This window comes from Streptomyces sp. NPDC085524 (assembly GCF_044541755.1).
Taxonomy (GTDB): domain Bacteria; phylum Actinomycetota; class Actinomycetes; order Streptomycetales; family Streptomycetaceae; genus Streptomyces.
In genome coordinates, this window is the sequence record NZ_JBITTH010000013.1 from 161,894 (window position 1) to 179,382 (window position 17,489).

19 protein-coding genes are annotated in these 17,489 nt (G+C 71.5%); 13 read left to right on the top strand and 6 right to left on the bottom strand.

Translation table 11 applies throughout. From position 1 onward, the window contains the following. Positions 1 to 36 precede the first annotated feature (36 nt). From ACIGFK_RS21660 to ACIGFK_RS21670, 3 genes are all read right to left on the bottom strand, one after another. The gene (locus ACIGFK_RS21660; protein ID WP_376658858.1) at positions 37 to 795 is read right to left on the bottom strand and encodes an AIM24 family protein; all 759 of its coding nucleotides are present in this window, start codon (positions 793 to 795) and stop codon (positions 37 to 39) included. Between the two features lie 116 nt (positions 796 to 911). Further along, on the bottom strand, positions 912 to 1,562 hold the full coding sequence (locus tag ACIGFK_RS21665; protein ID WP_376658843.1) for an AIM24 family protein: 651 nt from the start codon (positions 1,560 to 1,562) through the stop codon (positions 912 to 914). Continuing rightward, positions 1,562 to 2,200, bottom strand: coding sequence for an AIM24 family protein (locus ACIGFK_RS21670; protein WP_376658844.1), 639 nt, complete (start codon positions 2,198 to 2,200; stop codon positions 1,562 to 1,564). The genes ACIGFK_RS21665 and ACIGFK_RS21670 overlap by 1 nt, the downstream gene beginning before the upstream one ends. 186 nt (positions 2,201 to 2,386) lie before the next feature. Between ACIGFK_RS21670 and ACIGFK_RS21675 the strand changes: the two genes are divergently transcribed. Both ACIGFK_RS21675 and ACIGFK_RS21680 read left to right on the top strand, forming a co-directional pair. After that, positions 2,387 to 2,731 (top strand): DUF3817 domain-containing protein, encoded by a 345-nt coding sequence (locus ACIGFK_RS21675; protein WP_376658845.1) that lies wholly within the window; start codon positions 2,387 to 2,389, stop codon positions 2,729 to 2,731. After that, a complete protein-coding gene (locus ACIGFK_RS21680) occupies positions 2,728 to 3,024 on the top strand; it encodes an MTH1187 family thiamine-binding protein (RefSeq protein ID WP_376658846.1) in 297 nt (98 codons plus the stop codon). The genes ACIGFK_RS21675 and ACIGFK_RS21680 overlap by 4 nt, the downstream gene beginning before the upstream one ends. 201 nt (positions 3,025 to 3,225) lie before the next feature. Here the strand turns inward: ACIGFK_RS21680 and ACIGFK_RS21685 are convergent, their stop codons facing one another. Further along, positions 3,226 to 4,236, bottom strand: a complete 1,011-nt coding sequence (locus ACIGFK_RS21685; RefSeq protein ID WP_400053172.1) for a quinone oxidoreductase family protein — start codon at positions 4,234 to 4,236, stop codon at positions 3,226 to 3,228. Positions 4,237 to 4,787: 551 nt separating this feature from the next. On the opposite strand from ACIGFK_RS21685, the gene ACIGFK_RS21690 reads away from it, so the two are divergent. The 3 genes from ACIGFK_RS21690 to ACIGFK_RS21700 are packed head-to-tail and all read left to right on the top strand — an operon-like array spanning position 4,788 to position 6,792. Beyond that, positions 4,788 to 5,486 (top strand): hypothetical protein, encoded by a 699-nt coding sequence (locus ACIGFK_RS21690; protein ID WP_400053174.1) that lies wholly within the window; start codon positions 4,788 to 4,790, stop codon positions 5,484 to 5,486. Next, positions 5,483 to 6,163, top strand: a complete 681-nt coding sequence (locus ACIGFK_RS21695; RefSeq protein WP_376658849.1) for a DUF4166 domain-containing protein — start codon at positions 5,483 to 5,485, stop codon at positions 6,161 to 6,163. Before ACIGFK_RS21690 ends, ACIGFK_RS21695 begins: the two co-directional genes overlap by 4 nt. Continuing rightward, on the top strand, positions 6,160 to 6,792 hold the full coding sequence (locus ACIGFK_RS21700) for a TetR/AcrR family transcriptional regulator (protein ID WP_376658850.1): 633 nt from the start codon (positions 6,160 to 6,162) through the stop codon (positions 6,790 to 6,792). Before ACIGFK_RS21695 ends, ACIGFK_RS21700 begins: the two co-directional genes overlap by 4 nt. Positions 6,793 to 6,841: 49 nt before the next feature. Here the strand turns inward: ACIGFK_RS21700 and ACIGFK_RS21705 are convergent, their stop codons facing one another. Further along, the gene (locus ACIGFK_RS21705) at positions 6,842 to 7,849 is read right to left on the bottom strand and encodes a DUF5937 family protein (RefSeq protein ID WP_376658851.1); all 1,008 of its coding nucleotides are present in this window, start codon (positions 7,847 to 7,849) and stop codon (positions 6,842 to 6,844) included. Positions 7,850 to 8,124: 275 nt separating this feature from the next. Between ACIGFK_RS21705 and ACIGFK_RS21710 the strand changes: the two genes are divergently transcribed. The 4 genes from ACIGFK_RS21710 to ACIGFK_RS21725 all read left to right on the top strand — a co-directional run bounded on the left by ACIGFK_RS21710 (position 8,125) and on the right by ACIGFK_RS21725 (position 12,084). Beyond that, complete coding sequence (locus tag ACIGFK_RS21710) at positions 8,125 to 9,369, top strand: MFS transporter (RefSeq protein WP_386469134.1); 1,245 nt, start codon at positions 8,125 to 8,127, stop codon at positions 9,367 to 9,369. Positions 9,370 to 9,390: 21 nt separating this feature from the next. Continuing rightward, positions 9,391 to 9,900, top strand: coding sequence for a MarR family winged helix-turn-helix transcriptional regulator (locus ACIGFK_RS21715; protein ID WP_376658853.1), 510 nt, complete (start codon positions 9,391 to 9,393; stop codon positions 9,898 to 9,900). A 55-nt stretch (positions 9,901 to 9,955) separates the two neighbouring features. Further along, positions 9,956 to 10,285 (top strand): DUF3817 domain-containing protein, encoded by a 330-nt coding sequence (locus ACIGFK_RS21720; protein ID WP_376658854.1) that lies wholly within the window; start codon positions 9,956 to 9,958, stop codon positions 10,283 to 10,285. A 98-nt stretch (positions 10,286 to 10,383) separates the two neighbouring features. Further along, complete coding sequence (locus ACIGFK_RS21725) at positions 10,384 to 12,084, top strand: methylmalonyl-CoA mutase (RefSeq protein WP_376658855.1); 1,701 nt, start codon at positions 10,384 to 10,386, stop codon at positions 12,082 to 12,084. Positions 12,085 to 12,330: 246 nt separating this feature from the next. Here the strand turns inward: ACIGFK_RS21725 and ACIGFK_RS21730 are convergent, their stop codons facing one another. After that, complete coding sequence (locus ACIGFK_RS21730) at positions 12,331 to 12,951, bottom strand: TetR/AcrR family transcriptional regulator (RefSeq protein ID WP_376662217.1); 621 nt, start codon at positions 12,949 to 12,951, stop codon at positions 12,331 to 12,333. A 258-nt stretch (positions 12,952 to 13,209) separates the two neighbouring features. On the opposite strand from ACIGFK_RS21730, the gene ACIGFK_RS21735 reads away from it, so the two are divergent. From ACIGFK_RS21735 to ACIGFK_RS21750, 4 genes are all read left to right on the top strand, one after another. Then, a complete protein-coding gene (locus ACIGFK_RS21735) occupies positions 13,210 to 14,211 on the top strand; it encodes a tetratricopeptide repeat protein (RefSeq protein WP_386473794.1) in 1,002 nt (333 codons plus the stop codon). Between the two features lie 617 nt (positions 14,212 to 14,828). Beyond that, positions 14,829 to 15,467, top strand: coding sequence for a DUF6230 family protein (locus tag ACIGFK_RS21740; RefSeq protein WP_376662219.1), 639 nt, complete (start codon positions 14,829 to 14,831; stop codon positions 15,465 to 15,467). A 113-nt stretch (positions 15,468 to 15,580) separates the two neighbouring features. After that, positions 15,581 to 16,156, top strand: a complete 576-nt coding sequence (locus ACIGFK_RS21745; protein ID WP_376662220.1) for a DUF6114 domain-containing protein — start codon at positions 15,581 to 15,583, stop codon at positions 16,154 to 16,156. Beyond that, on the top strand, positions 16,146 to 17,426 hold the full coding sequence (locus ACIGFK_RS21750) for a hypothetical protein (RefSeq protein WP_376662221.1): 1,281 nt from the start codon (positions 16,146 to 16,148) through the stop codon (positions 17,424 to 17,426). The genes ACIGFK_RS21745 and ACIGFK_RS21750 overlap by 11 nt, the downstream gene beginning before the upstream one ends. The last annotated feature ends 63 nt before the right edge of the window (positions 17,427 to 17,489 follow it).

Genomic DNA, 17,489 nt, shown 5'->3' on the forward strand with positions numbered 1-17,489 from the left:
ATTACGTACAAAAATCGGTCGGGGCGGCCGCGCGGATCACAGTCCGAAGCGCCGCTGCAGGTCACCGAGCTGCCCCGGCATCCGCGGCACGCCCAGCTGCCCCAGCGGTCCCTGGCCGGCCCCCGGAACGCCCTGCGCGTTGCCCGTGGCGGCGCCGGTGCCGACCGCCCCCACGTTCTGCTCGGCCATCAGCATCTCCGATGACTGCAGCAGCACCGTGCCCGCCCCCACGAACTCGAACTGGTGCTCCTCACCCGAAGTTCCCCCGATGCCGGTGAGCGACCGCAGCCCGCCCATGACCCCCGACATGTAGCCGTGGTCGTAGTGGTGGCAGGGCGACGGGCAGTCCGCCCAGCCCACCAGCGCCTGCGGGTCCACGCGCAGCGGCGGCTCCATGAACACCACCGGTCCGTTGGACGCAGCCACGAACTTGCCGGTTCCGATCAGCGTCAGGAAGCCCGGGACGATCGACTGCTTGAGGGCGAGCGACGGCTGGTAGGCGAGCAGGTTGCCCGACCGGATCGTCAGGTTGCCGTTGTCCAGGTCGTACGAGTTCACGTCGAAGGCGCGGTCGGCCAGCAGCATCTTGCCCTGCCCCTCGGCCACCACCCAGTCGCTGGCGTGCAGCGGCGAGTGGAAGCTGGTGCGCAGCAGCCGGTCGAAGCGGCCGTTGCCGATGCCGTTGAACTCGATGCTCCCGTAGTACGAGATCATCTTGCCCTTCTGCAGGAACCACTGGCTCCCCTTGAGCTCCACGCAGAAGGTGTAGGCGTTCACGTTGTCGTCGGAAGGCAGCGTGTACGGGTCGAAGACCGTCGGGCCGCCGGGGCCGCCGAGGCTCGTGGGCGGGGGCCCGAAACCACCCTGGCCGGGGACCGGGGCCGAACCGTATCCGGATGCGGGTCCGTAGTTCACAGCTTCTCCTCCGAGGCCTGTACGTACACCGCGCCCTGACCGGACAGCTCCAGCTGGAACGCCTCGCCCGAGCCGCGTCCCACCATGTCCCGCCAGCCGAGCGCCGTGGAGAGCTTGTTGCGGACGTCCCCGTGGTGGGCGACGTACGCCTGCGGGTCCACGTGGACCGGCCGGTTCGGGTGGATCGGGAGCTCGATGACGCCGCCGTGGGCCATCACGGCCACCGAGCCGTGTCCCTTGAGGGTGGTGGTGAACAGGCCCTGGCCCGTCACCTGGCCGCGGACCATGCCCATGACCCCGCCCTGGGAGCCCATGAACATCGTGCCCTGCTGGAGGGTGCCGTCGAAGGCGAGCAGCCGGTCGGCCTCGACGTAGAGGGTCTCGCCGGTCAGGTTGATCACCTGGATGTGGTGGCCGCCGTGGCCGAACATCACGGTGCCGCTGCCCTCGACCGCCATCAGCGGGGTCTGCTCGTTCGCCACGCGGCGCCCGATCATGCCCATCACCCCGCCCTGACCACCTGTCAGGCTCGGGGTGAAGGAGACCTCTCCGCGGTACGCGAGCATCGCGCCGCGCTGGCTGTACATCTTCTGGCCCGGGATCACCTGGGCCTCGACCATCTTCGAGTTGATCTCTCGGAACGGCATCAGAGGTCGCCGCCGATCGTGTTGCGCTCGCTGGGCTGCACGTACACCAGGCCCTCGCCCTCGAAGCGGATCTGGAACGACTCGCCGGAACCCTCGCCGATCAGCGTGCGGAAGTTCACGCCGGACTGGAACGACTGCGACAGGTTGCCGGTGTGCGCGATGTACGCCCCCGGGTCGACGGACAGCGGGTACTGGGAGCTCACGCGGAGCACGACCGCCGGGCCGTCGGACATGATCGCCGCCTGCCCGGAACCCTCGACGGTCGTCGTGAACAGGCCGTTGCCCGTCGTCGCGCCGCGCAGGCCGGTGAAGGTCGTGCCGGTGCGCAGCCCCGCGTCGGTGCACAGCAGGTTGCTGGACTCGACGTAGAGCTTCTCGCCGCGCAGATTGACGAGATTGATCTCACTCGCGCGGTCCGCGAAGAAGCAGGTTCCGTGCCCCTGTACCTCCATCACGGTCATCTGTTCGCCGGTCAGCCGGCGCGTCACCATGCCGCGCAGGCCTTCGCCGCCGCCGGTCATCTTCTTGAAGGCCATCTGACCGTCGTACGCGACCATGGAGCCGTTCTTCGCTTTCACGGCATCCCCGGTCAGGTCGACGGCGAGCACCTTGCTGCCTTGGAGTCGGAACTGAGCCACGGGGAGACGTTATCGGCAGCGGGCGGACCCGAACAGGGCGCGGCGGCCGATATACGCCACACCGGGGCACGAAGGACGGCGCGGGGGCCGGGTCAAGATCCGACAAAGCGGCTGAGACACTGGGACGGACCGCCTCCGGACCGAGCCCGGGGGCACGCCCGGCTCCAGACACCCCGAAGGTTCCCCGTGGACATCAAGACCGCCTCCGCCCTGCACCGGCTGCGCCTCATCTCCGTCCCGGAGGCGCTGTCGTTCCCGGCCCTGCTGATCTTCGGCTCGCTGCTGAGCCGGATCTCGGACATCGACTACCTGATGATGCCTCTGGGCATCCTCCACGGGATCCTGTTCGTGATCTACGCGATCTTCCTGCTGGACGTCTGGAACAAGGCGAAGTGGCCCCTCAAGAAGGTCGCCCTGTTCTTCGGTCTCGCACTGCTGCCCTTCGGCGGCCTGTACGGCGACAAGCTCCTCAAGCGGGACGAGGCCGACAGCGTGGTCGCGGCCCGTGCGCGCGAGGCGGCCCAGGCATGATCGTCGCGTTCTCCGTGACCCCGCTGGGGGTCGGCGAAGAGGTCGGCGAGTACGTGGCCGACGCGGTGCGCGTCGTCCGCGAGTCGGGCCTGCCGAACCGGACCGACGCCATGTTCACCACCGTCGAAGGCGAGTGGGACGAGGTCATGGACGTGATCCGGCGCGCGGTGGCGGCGGTCGAGGAGCGGGCGCCGCGGGTCTCGTTCATCCTCAAGGCCGACATCCGTCCCGGTGTCTCGGACGGGATCACGTCGAAGGTGGAGACGGTGGAACGCCACCTCGCGGAGGGCTAGGGGGTGTCCGGGAGGTTGTGGACGGGTGCGCCAGGTCTCGGCTGAGGGATCTTGAAGGGGCGTGACCCGGATGCGCCGGAAACCCGCCGGAACCTGATCTCGGCCTGCTGAGTGCCTGGCGCTGTCGGGGATCTTGGCGATGACGGTCGGCCATGCCCTCGGCATCTCGGTCTCCAAGATCCCCGACCTCGTCACCCGCGATCAGCTCGGCGTCTCCTCGCGGCGTCCGACAGCGGCCGCATCGGGTACGACGAGCAGCTTGCCGGTGGTGCGCCGAGCCTCCAGATCGCTGTGGGCCTGGGCGGCCTCGGACAAGGCGTAGCGGCCCGTTACGGTGACCTCAAGCGCCTTGGAGCGCACCCACTCGAACACATCGGCGGCCCGTCGGAGCAGTTCGGACCGATCGGCGATGAAGTCGCCGAGGCTGGGCCGGATCAGGGTCAGCGAACCGCCGTGGGCGAGCCGAATCGGATCGAACGGAGGCACGGCACCACTTGCCGCGCCGAAGAGCACGAGATGGCCGCGGGTTCGCAGGCTGGCGAGGCTCGCATCGAAGGTGTCAGCGCCGACGCCGTCGAAGACAACCGGCAGTCCCTGACCGCCGTTGAGCCGCCTCACCTCGGCTGCGAGATCGTCGACTGCGGAGGAGAGGATCACCTCAGCGGCCCCGGCACGCTTCGCCAGCTCGGCCTTCGCCGTGGTCGACGTCGTGCCGATCACCCTGCCGCCGAGACGGGTGATGAGCTGGGTCAAAAGCAGCCCCATGCCACCAGCAGCCGCATGCACGAGCACCGTGTCGCCCCCCTGGACCGGGTAGGCGTCCTTGACCAGATAGTGCGCGGTCATGCCCTGGAGGAGCACGGCGGCGGCTGTCTCGAAGTCGATGTCGTCGGGCAGCGGCACCAGCCGGGAGGAATCCACGACGGCCCGCTCGGCATACGTGCCGGGAATCTCCACCCAACCGACCCGGTCCCCGACCGCGACGTCGGTGACGCCGGGTCCGACTTCGACGACCGTGCCGGCGCCCTCAGTGCCCGGGGTGAAGGGCAGCGGGAGGCTGTAGCGGCCCTCGCGGTGGTAGACGTCGAGGAAGTTGACCCCGGATGCGGCGACCTCCACGACCGCCTCGCCCGGACCCGGCCGCGGCTGGTCCACCTCGGCCTCCTGCAGCACCTCGGGACCGCCCACTTCGTACACCTGAATCGCTCGCAAGACCCCTCCAATGACGGCTCATCCCCACCAACCCCGTTGACGGCGATCCGATTCCCGGCAAGCAGACCGGCCCGCCGCCCCTGCCGAGGGCTGAGACGCCTGCTGTGCACCCGGGTCCGGGACGGGAGACCGAGGCCGCCAAGGGCCGACGAACGCACCACCCGCCGCTTCCGCACCGCCGTACGGCCACCCACCATAAACGGCGTAGCCTCCGGCAGTTCCACCGCACGCGGCGCACGAAATCGGCCACCGCCTCCTGATTCCTCCGGCCCCGGGAACCGGCCCATCCGCTGGTCGACCGCGTCCTGACCCGCTACCGGCCGGCCCGCCCGGCCCACCTCGACCGCGCGACCGGGCACGTCATGCGCGGCTGCGAACGCGAGAAACCCGGCGAGTTCGTGCCCGTCCCCGAGCGCCCCCGGCCGCATGCGGCCCGGGGCGCTTTCGTGTGCCCGGCCTGTGGTCCGGGTCACCTTGAGCGATCGCTCAAACTCGCCTAGGGTCCCGTTTGAGCGACCGCTCAAACGGCAGGGGCAGGGGGAGGGGTGGGCGTGAGCCTGTACGTCGAGACCTTCATCAGGACGGAGATGGACGAGCTCTGGGCGCGCACTCAGGAGCCGGCCCAACACCAGCGATGGGACCTGCGCTTCACCACCATCGACCACCTCCCGCGCGCCGACGGCGAACCGCAGCGCTTCCGGTACGCGACCCGCGTCCTGCCCTTCCTCTCCGTCGCGGGCACCGGGATCTCCGCCGGCGAACGCCACCGGCCCGACGGGAGCCGGGTGTCGGCCCTGCGCTTCGCCTCGGCCCATCCGCTCTCGCTGCTCGCCGAGGGCAGCGGGTACTGGCGCTACGTGCCCGGCCCCGACGGGATCCGCTTCCTGACCGGATACGACTACCGCCCGCGCTGGGGCCGCTTCGGCGCCCTCGCCGACCGGCTGGTGTTCCGGCCGCTCATGGGCTGGGGCACCGCCTGGTCCTTCGACCGGCTGCGGCTGTGGTGCGAACGCGGGACCCCGCCCGGCCTCGCCCTCGCCCGGGCCCTCGGGGAGACCGCCCTGCGGGCGCTGCTCTGCGCGGTCGCCCTGGCCTGCGCGCCGCTCGGCGCCGCCCTGTTCGTCCTCGCCGCCGCTCTGCTCCTGCCCCCGCTGCCCGGTACCCCGGCCGCCCGCCGCTGCCTGCGCAGGCCGCCGGGCCGCACGGCCGCCCCCGCCCCCCGCCTGCTGACCACCCTGGAGCCGTCATGACCTCGATCTTCCGTGCGCACATGGGCGCCGACTTCGACCGCCTGCACCCGCAGATCCAGCGCCGCTTCTCGGTCGGGCTGGAGAGCGGCGAAGGGTCCGTAGGGCGCGGCACGATGGACCGGATCTGGCACGGGCGCCGCTTCGTGAAGCCGTTCCTGCGGATCGGCGGGACGCGCAACATCCTGGTTCCGCGGGAGGGGCGCGACGTCCCGTTCGTCATCGAGAACATGCCGTACCTCGACTCCTTCGGGCGCGAGACCGTCACCTTCGTACGGACCTTCCGGCTGCCCGGCGGACCCCACCGCTTCGACGCCACGATGGTGCACAGCCCCGAACGGGAATGCATCCTCGACTACCTGGGCACCCACCAGCACCTCGCCAGCGACCTCCACATGAGCGCGGAGCCCGACGGCTCGCTGCTCATCCGCTCCGGCGAGCACCGCTTCCGCGAGGGTCCCGTGGACGTCCGCGTCCCCGGACTCATCGGCGGCGACGCCGAGGTGCGCGAGTCCTTCGACGAGGCCACCGGCCGGTTCCGGATCCGGGTGCGCGTGGTCAACCGGCACTTCGGCCCGCTCTTCGGCTACGAGGGGTCCTTCACGGCCGAGTACGTGGACGTCGCCGCGCACGGCGTCCGCCGCGACCTGCGGCCCGTGCGCGAGGAGGTCCGCGCGTGAGCGCCGCCACCAAGGAGAAGCTCCTCGAAGGGGCCCTGCGCACCCTGGTCGAGCAGGGCATCGCCAAGACCTCGGCCCGCACCATCGCCGCCACCGCCGGGGTGGGGCAGGGCCTGATCTTCTACCACTTCGGCTCCGTCGACGAACTGCTCGGGGCCGCATGCCGGTTCGGGGCCGAGCAGCGGGTGGCCCGCTACCGCGACCGGCTCGCGGAGCTGGACAGCCTCGCCGGGCTGCTGGAGTTCGCCCGGGAGATGCACGCCGAGGAACGGGCCGGCGGACACGTCGCCGTGCTCGGGCAGCTGCTGGCGGCCGGACAGAGCTCGCCCGCCCTCGCGGCCGCCACCGCAGCCGGGCTCGGACTGTGGATCGAGGAGCTGGAGACGGTGCTCACCCGGCTGCTGGCCGCCACTCCGCTGGCCGGGTTCACCGACCCGGCGGGGCTCGCGCGGGCCACCGCCGCCTCCTTCGTCGGCATCGAGCTCTACGAAGGGGTCGACCCGCAGGGCGCAGGCCGTGCGCTCGACGCCCTGGAACAGCTCGCCGGACTCGCCCAGGTCCTGGAGGGGCTCGGGCCGCTCGGCCAGCGCGCGGTACGGCACGGCCTGCGCCGCGGCACCCGCACCTAGGCCGTCCCGGCCCGGGGTGGATGAATCGTGAGCCTTGGCTACGCGGCGGTCAGTCATCACCCGTCTGTGACACCGAGGTCAGGGCGATGGCCAGCGGGGTGCGCTCGTACAGGACCTGGTGGCCGTGGCGGGCGGAGGTGAGCAGGCCGGCCGCGTGCAGGACGCCGAGGTGCGCCGAAACGGTGGACGCGGCCAGGCCGAGCCGGCGGGCCAGCGCGGTCGTCGAGGCCGGTTCGTCGAGCGCGCAGAGCACCTCGGCCCGCGCCCGGCCGAGCAGCCGGGCCAGCGCGTCCGGAGCCGGGCCCGCCGTGGCCGCCCACAGTGCGCCGATGCCCCGCGCGGGGTAGACGAGCGTGGGCTGCCAGGGCGGGTCGTAGCCGCCGACCACCTCCGGCCAGCCGAACGCGCTCGGCATCAGCAGCAGGCCCTGGCCGGCGAGCGCGCGGTCGTGGCGGCCGGGCCGGTCGATGGTGAGGGTGTCGGTGTCCCCGTGCCACCGCAGGTCCGGATGCAGGCCGTCGAACAGCGCCTGGAGCCCGCCGGCCGCCAGCCGCCGGGAGTGGAACAGGACGTCGGCCTCCAGCAGGGCGCGCAGCCGCGGCCAGTCCGGGGCGACCAGCATCCGCCAGGCGCGCTCCATCAGGTCGGCGAGCTCGCGCACCGCGCGGGCGGGATCGGCGAGCAGGTGCTGCCCGATGTCGCTCTCCAGGGCGCCCGGGGTGCAGGCGAGGGAGCGCCGCAGATCCTCCCGGACCAGGCCCGGATCGGCGGCCCGCACCCGGGCCAGCTCCTCCTCGAACGTGACGGAGGGCCCCGGCGGGGGCGGGCTGAGGAAGTCCGGGTTGTGCCCGGTCCGCGGCATGAGCAGCCAGAGCGGCCGCAGGTCCAGCCCTTCGGCTGCCGCCGCCGCGCGGACCCGGCGCAGCCAGGGCAGGTGGTACGCCTGCCGGTGCGGGCGCAGCAGGGTCCGGACCGCCTCCTGCGTCTCCCAGCGGGGCGACACCGCGAAGCGGCACCGCAACAGGTCCCCGCGGCCGAACCGATAGTGAAACCCCATCGCTTCCCCCTCCCCCCACCCGGTCCCCGCCCGGTTTTCACCCCGGGCTCCGCCCCGTCCCCGCATGGGCTCCGCCCCCGCCCCTTTCCGGCTCCGCCGGGGCGAATCCAGCCCGCCGGAGGGGCTGGAGTTTGCCCGGCGGAGCCGGACCTGTGCGGCAAAGCGGGGATGCGCGGGACCGGGCGGAGCCCGGTGGGGCCGGGGCCGGAGCCGGGGAAGATTCGGGGCTGGGCGAATGTCTACCCGGTCACGGTAGCCGCCGCGAGGCTGCCGGCATGGCAACCGTCACCCCCGCCGCCCCCGGCGGCTACCGCTCCGTGTTCCGGATACGGGAGTTCCGGGCCGTCTTCGCCGCGCACCTGATGTCCGTACTCGGCATCGTCGTCGCCGAGATCGCCCTCACCGTCCTCGTCTACCGGGTCACCGGCTCGCCCCTGATGAGCGCGCTCACCTTCGCCCTCGGGTTCCTCCCGTACGCCCTCGGCGGCACCCTGCTCGCCGGGACCGCCGACCGGTACCCCGCCCGGCGGGTGCTCGTCGGGTGCGACCTGGTCTGTGCGGCCTGCGCGGCGGCCATGGCCCTGCCCGGTACGCCCGTCGCGCTGCTCCTCGTACTGCGCTGCGCCATGGCCTTCGTGGCACCGCTGTTCCAGGGCACCCGCAACGCCTCCCTCGCCGACGTCCTCGGCCCCGGCGACGCCTTCGTACTGGGCCGCTCGCTGCTGCGCATGGTCGCCCAGAGCGCCCTGCTCATCGGGTTCGGCCTCGGCGGGCTCCTGCTCACCGTCCTCGCGCCGCGCGGCGCCATCGCACTCACCGCCGCCGGGTTCCTCGCCTCCGCCCTGCTGCTGCGGTTCGGCACGCTGCTGCGGCCCGCCCGCGGCGCGGGCACCCGTACGTCTGCGCTCGCCGGAGCCCGGGCCGTGCTCGGGGACCGCCGGCTGAGGGCGCTCACCCTGCTCTTCTGGCTGCCGCCGCTCTTCGCCGTCGTCCCCGAGGCGCTCCTCGCCCCGTACGCCTCCGGCATCGGGGCCGGCACCGCCGTGCTCGGCCTGCTGATGTGCGCCATGCCCGTCGGCACCATCGCGGGCGAACTCTGGGCCGGCTCCGCCCTCACCGCCCGAACGCGTTCCCGGATCACGGCCCCGCTCGCCGCCGCCGCGCTCCTCCCGCTGCTCCTCTTCGCGGTCCGGCCGGGCGTGCCCCTGGTCCTCCTCGCCCTGCTGCTCGCAGGCCTCGCGCACGCCCACACCCTCGGGCTCGACCAGTGGTACGTCGACGCCGTCCCCGAAGAGCTGCGCGGCCGTGCGATGACCCTGCTCAGCACCGGACTGATGACCCTCCAGGGCGTCGGCATGGCCCTGGCCGGCCTCGCCGCCGAGTTCCTGCCCGTGCACGCGGTCGTCGCCGCGTCCGGGACCCTCGGCACGGTGGCCGTCCTGCTGCTCCTCGCCGAGCTCCGTAGCTGCGCCCGGCCGCGGCGAGGGCCGAGGAATGAGACGGGGGTGGCCACCAAATGACCGCCCGGTAGGGTCGGGTGCGTGCCCAAGCCGCTCAGCCTTCCCTTCGACCCCATCGCCCGCGCCGACGAGCTCTGGCGGCAGCGCTGGGGGCCGGTGCCCTCGATGGCCGCCATCACCTCGATCATGCGGGCGCACCAGATCCTGCTCGGCGAGGTCGACGCGGTGGTCAAGCCGTACGGACTGACGTTCGCGCGCTACGAGGCGCTGGTGCTCCTCACCTTCTCCAAGGCGGGCGAGCTGCCGATGTCGAAGATCGGCGAGCGGCTCATGGTCCACCCGACGTCGGTGACGAACACGGTGGACCGGCTGGTGCGCTCCGGGCTGGTCGACAAGCGGCCCAACCCCAACGACGGGCGCGGCACGCTCGCCTCCATCACCGACAAGGGCCGCGAGGTCGTCGAGGCCGCCACCCGGGACCTGATGGAGATCGACTTCGGTCTGGGCGTCTACGACGCGGAGGAGTGCGGGGAGATCTTCGCGCTGCTGCGCCCGCTGCGCGTGGCGGCCGCCGACTTCGACGAGAAGTAGGGCGGGAACCGGCCCGCGTCAAGATCGCTCAAAACGGACGGCTACGCTCGACGGCATGAAACGAAGCGTGCTGACCCGCTACCGCGTCATGGCCTACGTGACCGCGGTCATGCTCCTGATCCTCTGTGCCTGCATGGTGGCGAAGTACGGCTTCGACACCGGCGCCGACCTGACCTTCGCGGTCTCGCAGGCCCACGGTGTCCTCTTCATGATCTACCTGGTCTTCGCCTTCGACCTGGGCTCCAAGGCCAAGTGGCCCTTCGGCAAGCTGCTGTGGGTGCTGGCCTCCGGCACCATCCCGCTGGCCGCGTTCTTCGTCGAGCGCAAGGTCCGCGCCGAGGTCGAGCCGCTCGTGCTCGGCGTTCCGGCCGCCGCGAACGCCTAGTGACCGGCTAGAGCCGCACCGCGACATCCGACCCCGGGGAGACACTCCCCGGGGTTGCCCATCGACATTTACTAGGACGTCCTAGTAAATTCATGGGTATGGACGCAGACGCCATCGAGGAGGGCCGCCGCCGCTGGCAGGCCCGTTACGACAAGGCCCGCAAGCGCGAGGCAGACTTCACCACGCTCTCCGGGGATGACGTCGATCCCGTCTACGGGCCCCGGCCCGGGGACTCGTACGAGGGGTTCGAGCGCATCGGGTGGCCGGGGGAGTACCCGTACACCCGCGGCCTGCACGCCACCGGCTACCGGGGGCGGACGTGGACGATCCGGCAGTTCGCCGGCTTCGGCAACGCGGAGCAGACCAACGAGCGCTACAAGATGATCCTGGCCGCCGGCGGCGGCGGGCTCTCCGTGGCCTTCGACATGCCGACCCTCATGGGCCGCGACTCCGACGACCCGCGCTCGCTGGGCGAGGTCGGGCACTGCGGGGTCGCCATCGACTCCGCCGCCGACATGGAGGTCCTGTTCAAGGACATCCCGCTCGGCGACGTCACGACCTCCATGACGATCTCCGGCCCCGCCGTGCCCGCCTTCTGCATGTACCTGGTCGCCGCCGAGCGGCAGGGCGTCGACCCGGCCGTGCTCAACGGCACGCTCCAGACCGACATCTTCAAGGAGTACATCGCCCAGAAGGAGTGGCTCTTCGAACCGGAGCCGCACCTGCGCCTCATCGGCGACCTGATGGAGTACTGCACCAAGGGCATCCCCGCCTACAAGCCGCTGTCCGTCTCCGGCTACCACATCCGCGAGGCCGGGGCCACGGCCGCGCAGGAGCTCGCGTACACCCTGGCGGACGGCTTCGGCTACGTGGAGCTCGGGCTCTCGCGCGGCATGGACGTGGACGACTTCGCGCCCGGCCTCTCGTTCTTCTTCGACGCCCACCTCGACTTCTTCGAGGAGATCGCCAAGTTCCGCGCGGCCCGCCGGATCTGGGCGCGCTGGATGAAGGAGGTCTACGGCGCCAAGAGCGACAAGTCCATGTGGCTGCGCTTCCACACCCAGACCGCCGGTGTCTCGCTGACCGCGCAGCAGCCGTACAACAACGTCGTGCGCACCGCCGTGGAAGCCCTCGCGGCCGTGCTCGGCGGCACGAACTCCCTGCACACCAACGCCCTCGACGAGACCCTCGCGCTGCCGAGCGAGCAGGCGGCCGAGATCGCCCTGCGCACCCAGCAGGTGCTGATGGAGGAGACCGGCGTCGCCAACGTGGCCGACCCGCTGGGCGGTTCGTGGTTCGTCGAGCAGCTCACCGACCGCATCGAGGCCGACGCCGAGAAGATCTTCGACCAGATCAAGGAGCGCGGCCTGCGCGCCCACCCGGACGGGCAGCACCCCATCGGCCCGATCACCTCGGGCATCCTGCGCGGCATCGAGGACGGCTGGTTCACCGGCGAGATCGCCGAATCGGCCTTCCAGTACCAGCGTTCGCTGGAGAAGGGCGACAAGCGGGTCGTCGGCGTCAACGTCCACCACGGCTCGGTCACCGGCGATCTGGAGATCCTGCGGGTCAGCCACGAGGTGGAGTGGGAGCAGGTCCGTGCGCTCGGTGCGCGCAAGGAGCGCCGCGACGACGCGAAGGTGACGGCCGCCCTGGAGGCCATGCTGGCTGCTGCCCGTGACGGGTCGAACATGATCCCGTCCATGCTGGACGCGGTGCGTGCCGAGGCGACGATGGGCGAGATCTGCAACGTGCTCCGCGAGGAGTGGGGCACGTACACGGAGCCTCCGGGCTTCTAGCCGGTCCGGCTCCGCCGGGGTTCGGGGGCGGGTGCGGCGCCGTTGCCGGGGGCCGGCCCCCGGTCCCCCGGGCCTCAAACGCCGGACGGGCTGGATGTGCCTCCGGCTGCGCCTCACACGCCGGCGGGGCTGGAGTTCCAGCCCCGCCGGCGTGTGAGGCGCGGGGTCTGGGGCGGAGCCCCGGGGAACGGTGGAAGGGCGGGTAGGGGACGGGCCCCGCAGGGTTGCCCGACCCGCAGTGCCGGGTCAGGCCGGGGCCGGCCCGCGGAGGCCGTGCATCAGGAGGGTCGTGAACATGCCGACCCACAGTTCGTCCACCGGTTCCGAGCTGACCAGCGCGCGGTGGACCACCGTCCCCGCGATCACGTCGAAGATCAGGTCCGTGGTGTGGCCGGCGACGGCCGCGTCCTCCTCGTACGCGAGCTCGCCGCGGGCCTGCGCCCGCTCGCGGCCCAGTACGACGAGACGTTTCTGCCGGTCCACGATCGCCGACCGGATCCGGTCACGCAGGGCCTCGTCCCGGGTGGACTCGGCGACGACCGCCATCAGGGCCGTACGGGCCTCCGGGCGCCGGAGCAGCCCGGCGAACTGCAGCACCACGTCCTCGATGTCGGCTTCGAGCGAGCCCCGGTCCGGGAGTTCGAGGGCGTCGAAGAGTTCCGCCACCGCGTCCACGACCAGCTCGTTCTTGCCCGCCCAGCGGCGGTAGAGGGTGGTCTTGGCGACGCCGGCCCGGGCCGAGACGTCTCCCATCGTCAGCTTCGACCAGCCCAGCTCGACCAGCGCGTCCCGCGTCGCGGCCAGGATGGCCGCGTCCGCTGCGGCGCTGCGAGGACGGCCGGTCCGGCCGGGGCTGGGGTTGCGCATGGCCGAGACCATACCCGTCAGTAGCGGAACCGTCGGGTCCCGAATCGGTGTGCTTCAAATCACGGGGCGCCGAGGACTCCGGAGGAGTTACGCTACGGCTCGTAGCGTAAGAGCGACAACCACGCGAAGAGCTACAGGCGCCAGGTGGGGACCCGGCGCCGACCGCAGGACACGGCATCACGATCGCGCCACGGCGGCACTACGGCCAAATCACGCGATCTTTTTCGTCGGCGCGCGCACACGGGGGAGGATGTACGCATGCAGCCCAGAAACATGTCCATGAGCGGCGTCGTCGACCTCGCCGCGGTGAAGGCGGCCGGCGAGGCCAAGGCCAAGGCCGAGCGGGCCCGCGCCGAAGCGGCGCGCCAGGCCGGCCAGGGCGGCGGGAGCGGCCCGGCCGCCGGAGCCGTGCCGCCGTCCGCGCTCGTCATCGACGTAGACGAAGCCGGCTTCGAACGCGATGTGATCCAGCTTTCCGCAGAGGTTCCGGTCGTCCTGGACTTCTGGGCCGAGTGGTGCGAGCCGTGCAAGCAGCTCAGCCCCCTCCTCGAGCGGCTGACCGTCCAGGCGAACGGCCGCCTCGTGCTGGCCAAGGTCGACGTCGACGCCAACCAGATGCTGATGCAGCAGTTCGGCATCCAGGGCATCCCGGCCGTCTTCGCCGTGGTCGCGGGCCAGGTCCTGCCGCTGTTCCAGGGCGTCGCGCCCGAGCAGCAGATCCGCGAGACCCTCGCCCAGCTGGTCCAGGTCGCCGAGGAGCGCTTCGGGATCATCGGCATCGAGGTGGACCCGAACGCGGAGGCGGCCGCTCCGGCCGAGGCGGCGACCGAGGTCCCGGCCGGTCCGCACGACGCGCTGCTGGAGGCGGCCGTCCTCGCACTGGACGCGGGCGACCTGGGCGGAGCCGTGCAGGCGTACAAGAACGTACTCGCGGACGACCCGGCCAACAGCGAGGCCAAGCTGGGCCTGGCGCAGGCCGAGCTCCTCGCCCGGGTCCAGCACATGAACCCGCAGGCGGTGCGCGCCGCGGCCGCCGAGAACCCGCGCGACCCGGCGGCGCAGATCGCCGCGGCCGACCTCGACCTCGTCGGCGGTCACGTGGAGGACGCCTTCGGGCGGCTCGTGGACACCGTGCGCGTGACGTTCGGTGAGGAGCGGGACGCGGTGCGGCTGCGGCTCCTGGAGCTGTTCGAGGTCATCGGCGCGGACGACCCGCGGGTCACGGCGGCGCGTACGGCGCTGGCGCGGGTGCTGTTCTAGAACGGGCTCCGCATCGGGCCCGGATCGGGCCCGATGCCCGGTCGGCGGAGGCTCGAGAAGCCGACGATTTGTTGACACGGAGATAAACAGCGGCCGCACTTTGCCAAAACTTGGTAATCGCGGCCGCTGTTACTCGTAGTAAGTCGAACCCCGTGAACTGTCCGGAGTGTTCACTCTTCCGCCGTTCTGTCGTGGCCTTCGGTGACACCCTGTGTCGTCACCCGGCGGCAGCGGGTCGCGTCCCGGTTATCTTGCCGTTACCCGCCAGTAACGAACCCCCTTGTGCCCCGGCCTGGAATGGACCACGATCGGCGACGCTCGGTCCTTCCCGCAGAGCCGCTCACTCGGAACCGCGGTGGAGGGTCCCCACCGAGCCGGCCGGTGGCAGTGGCACCGGCCGTGGGACAGGGGGGTTCCTGCCACACGGTGGGGCCTGTCCTCCAGGTTGCGCGAACGCGTGGCCCAGTGGTTGTCGCTCGGGGGTGATCGCCGGTGTTTCGGACGTGGCATTGCCGCGGCCCGGCCGCCTGCGCTCCTTCCCGAGGACGTAGCACTTCTCCCATCCCAGGACGGGCAGGGCCCGGACCGGAGATGTACGTCCGAGAAGGAGGAACGAAATGAGTTCTCAGGTTCGTGGCGGGACCAGATGGAAGCGCTTCGCGCTCGTCATGGTGCCGAGCATCGCGGCCACCGCCGCGGTCGGTGTGGGTCTGGCGCAGGGTGCCCTCGCGGCGTCCTTCAGCGTCTCCGGCCAGGACTTCAAGGTCTCGGCCGACAAGCTCGACGGTGACAACCTCATCCAGTACGGCGGCATTGCCGAGGGCCACGACCTCAAGGGCAACGCGCAGCACCACCCGGTCACCATCTCCGGGTTCAGCCACGCCGAGATCACCAACATGTGCCAGTCGCTGGTGACCCCGACTCCGCTGGGCAACATCACGCTGCAGCTGCGCACCGGCCACAAGGGCAAGCCGGCCGTCGCCGACAACATCTACCTGGATGTTGCGGAGCTCGACACCGACGCCGAGTTCAAGAACCTGGACATCGGTGTCGCGGTCGGCGACCCGAGCCACAAGACGAAGCCGCAGGCCGGCACGGTCGCCAGCCCGTACGCGTTCTCGCAGCGCGCGGACAAGGCGATCCTGACGAACGTGCGCCAGAAGGCGTGGGCGACCACGGCGGGCACGTTCAAGCTTCCCGACCTGAAGCTGCGTCTGCTCGGCGGCGACCAGCCGTGCTACCAGGACGAGAAGTAGTCCGTCCCGGTTGAGCGACCGGAGGGGCGGCCGGCGGCGTGATTTCGCCGCCGTCCGCCCCGTCCGGGCTCCACAGAGTTCTCCGTACCACCGTTTCCAGGGAGCTGTTGTCCATGAACCCCCAGGCCCCGGTTTACGTTCGCGCCGAAGACGACGCCTGGCTCACCGTGGTGTACTACTACGTCCACGCCTGGACCGGTAGGCGTCCGTTCTGGGCCGGGCTGTTCACGCTCGTCAGCGGCTTCCCGATCGCGTACTTCCCGTACGCCGACCTCCGCCTGGGCAACATCACCCTCGCCATGGCCACCACGGGTGGCGCCGGTGCGCTGATCATCGGCGTCCTGCTGATCACGCTGGGCCTGGCCCTGTGGTTCCAGCAGGCCATCCGCGTCTTCGCCGGTGTCGCCGCGATCCTGCTGGCCCTGGTCTCGATCCCGGTGTCCAACCTCGGCGGATTCGGCCTCGGCTTCATCCCCGCGATGATCGGCGGCGCCCTCGCGCTGTCGTGGGCCCCCGGGCAGCCCGCGGAGGAAGAGCCCGCGGACCAGCCGCCGGCCGCCGGAGTCGACATGGCCAAGGCGGAGCCGATGGCGGGCCCCCAGGGCGTACCCGCGCCGCGCGGGGCGGAAACGGCACACCCGAGCGAGATGACTGCCCACGCCGATGGCGGGAGGAACAGTGCGGGGTGACGAGACGCAGCGGGGTGTGGCCCCAGGCGCAGAGTCCCGTGAGATCAAGGGTCCGCGGCACGCGGCCCCCAGGAAGTCGCTGCTGAACAAGCTCCAGATACCCGTCGGCAAGACGATGGCGCTGGCGGCGATGCCGACGGCCGTGTTCGTCGGGATGGGCATGGCGCCGAAGCTGGCCGTGGCCGACGACAAGGACATCCCCTTCGCGCCCGGGCCGTGCGTGACGCGGTCCGACGAACCCGCGGAGACCGAGTCGAAGTCGCCGTCGCCTTCGCAGTCGCCGTCCCCGAGCGCATCGGCGAAGGAGACCCCCAAGCCGTCCGCGTCGGCGAACCCGAAGCCGAGCGGTACGACGTCCCCGAGCCCGACGGCCACCAAGCCCGCGGCCGGCACGTCCACGGCGGACAAGAAGGCGGCTCCCGTGGCGGCGGCGCCCGCTCCGGCCAAGACCACCAACCCGCTGGACCCGCTGGGCGTCGGAGACGCGCTCAAGGGCCTCGTCGACGGGCTCACCAAGCCCCTGACGGACCCGACGGCCACCCCCGCGCCCACGCCGTCCGCGACCGCGTCCACGCCCCCGGCCAAGACCCCGCCGAAGGCCCCCGCCCCGGACCCGGCCGCGGACGCGATCCGCGACGCCGCGAAGACGGCGGGCGTCGACGTCACGGAGCTGTCCGACGAGGTCAAGGACACCGTCAACACCCCCAAGGACGAGACGGGCAAGAAGGCCGACGAGGAAAAGGCCAAGGAAGAGGCGGCGAAGGACCCGGACGGGAAGGAACCCTTCCCCTGTCCGACCTACGACGCCAAGGCCCTGGCCGACGCCGAGCTGGAGCAGGGCATCCCGCTCCTGCCGGACGAGCCCTGGTACCTCGACAGCTCGCTGCTGACCCTCTACGGCCTGGACTACCACGGCATCGTCGAGGTGAAGACGGCCGGCGGCAAGACCAAGAAGGTCCTGAAGTTCACCGCGGACTCGCTGGACATCAAGGACCTGTACCAGACGGTCGGCAAGGACGGGAACGTCGCCCACCTGAAGTCGCGCCCGGGCTCCACGTCCAGGATCCGCGGCGGCACGGTGACGATGTACACGGAGAGCCTCAAGGGCAACCTCTTCGGCCTGATCCCGATCGAGTTCACCCCGAACAGCCCTCCGCCGCTGAACGTCCCCTTCGCGTTCTTCACGAACGTCAAGGTCGTCCAGGCCGGACAGTTCGGCGGCACCCTGACGGTGCCCGGTCTGAAGAACTACATCGGCCCGCCGGAGTAGTCACGGGCGGTCCCGCAGCGCACAGGAACACATGCCGAGGGCCGGCACCCCGATCGATCGGGG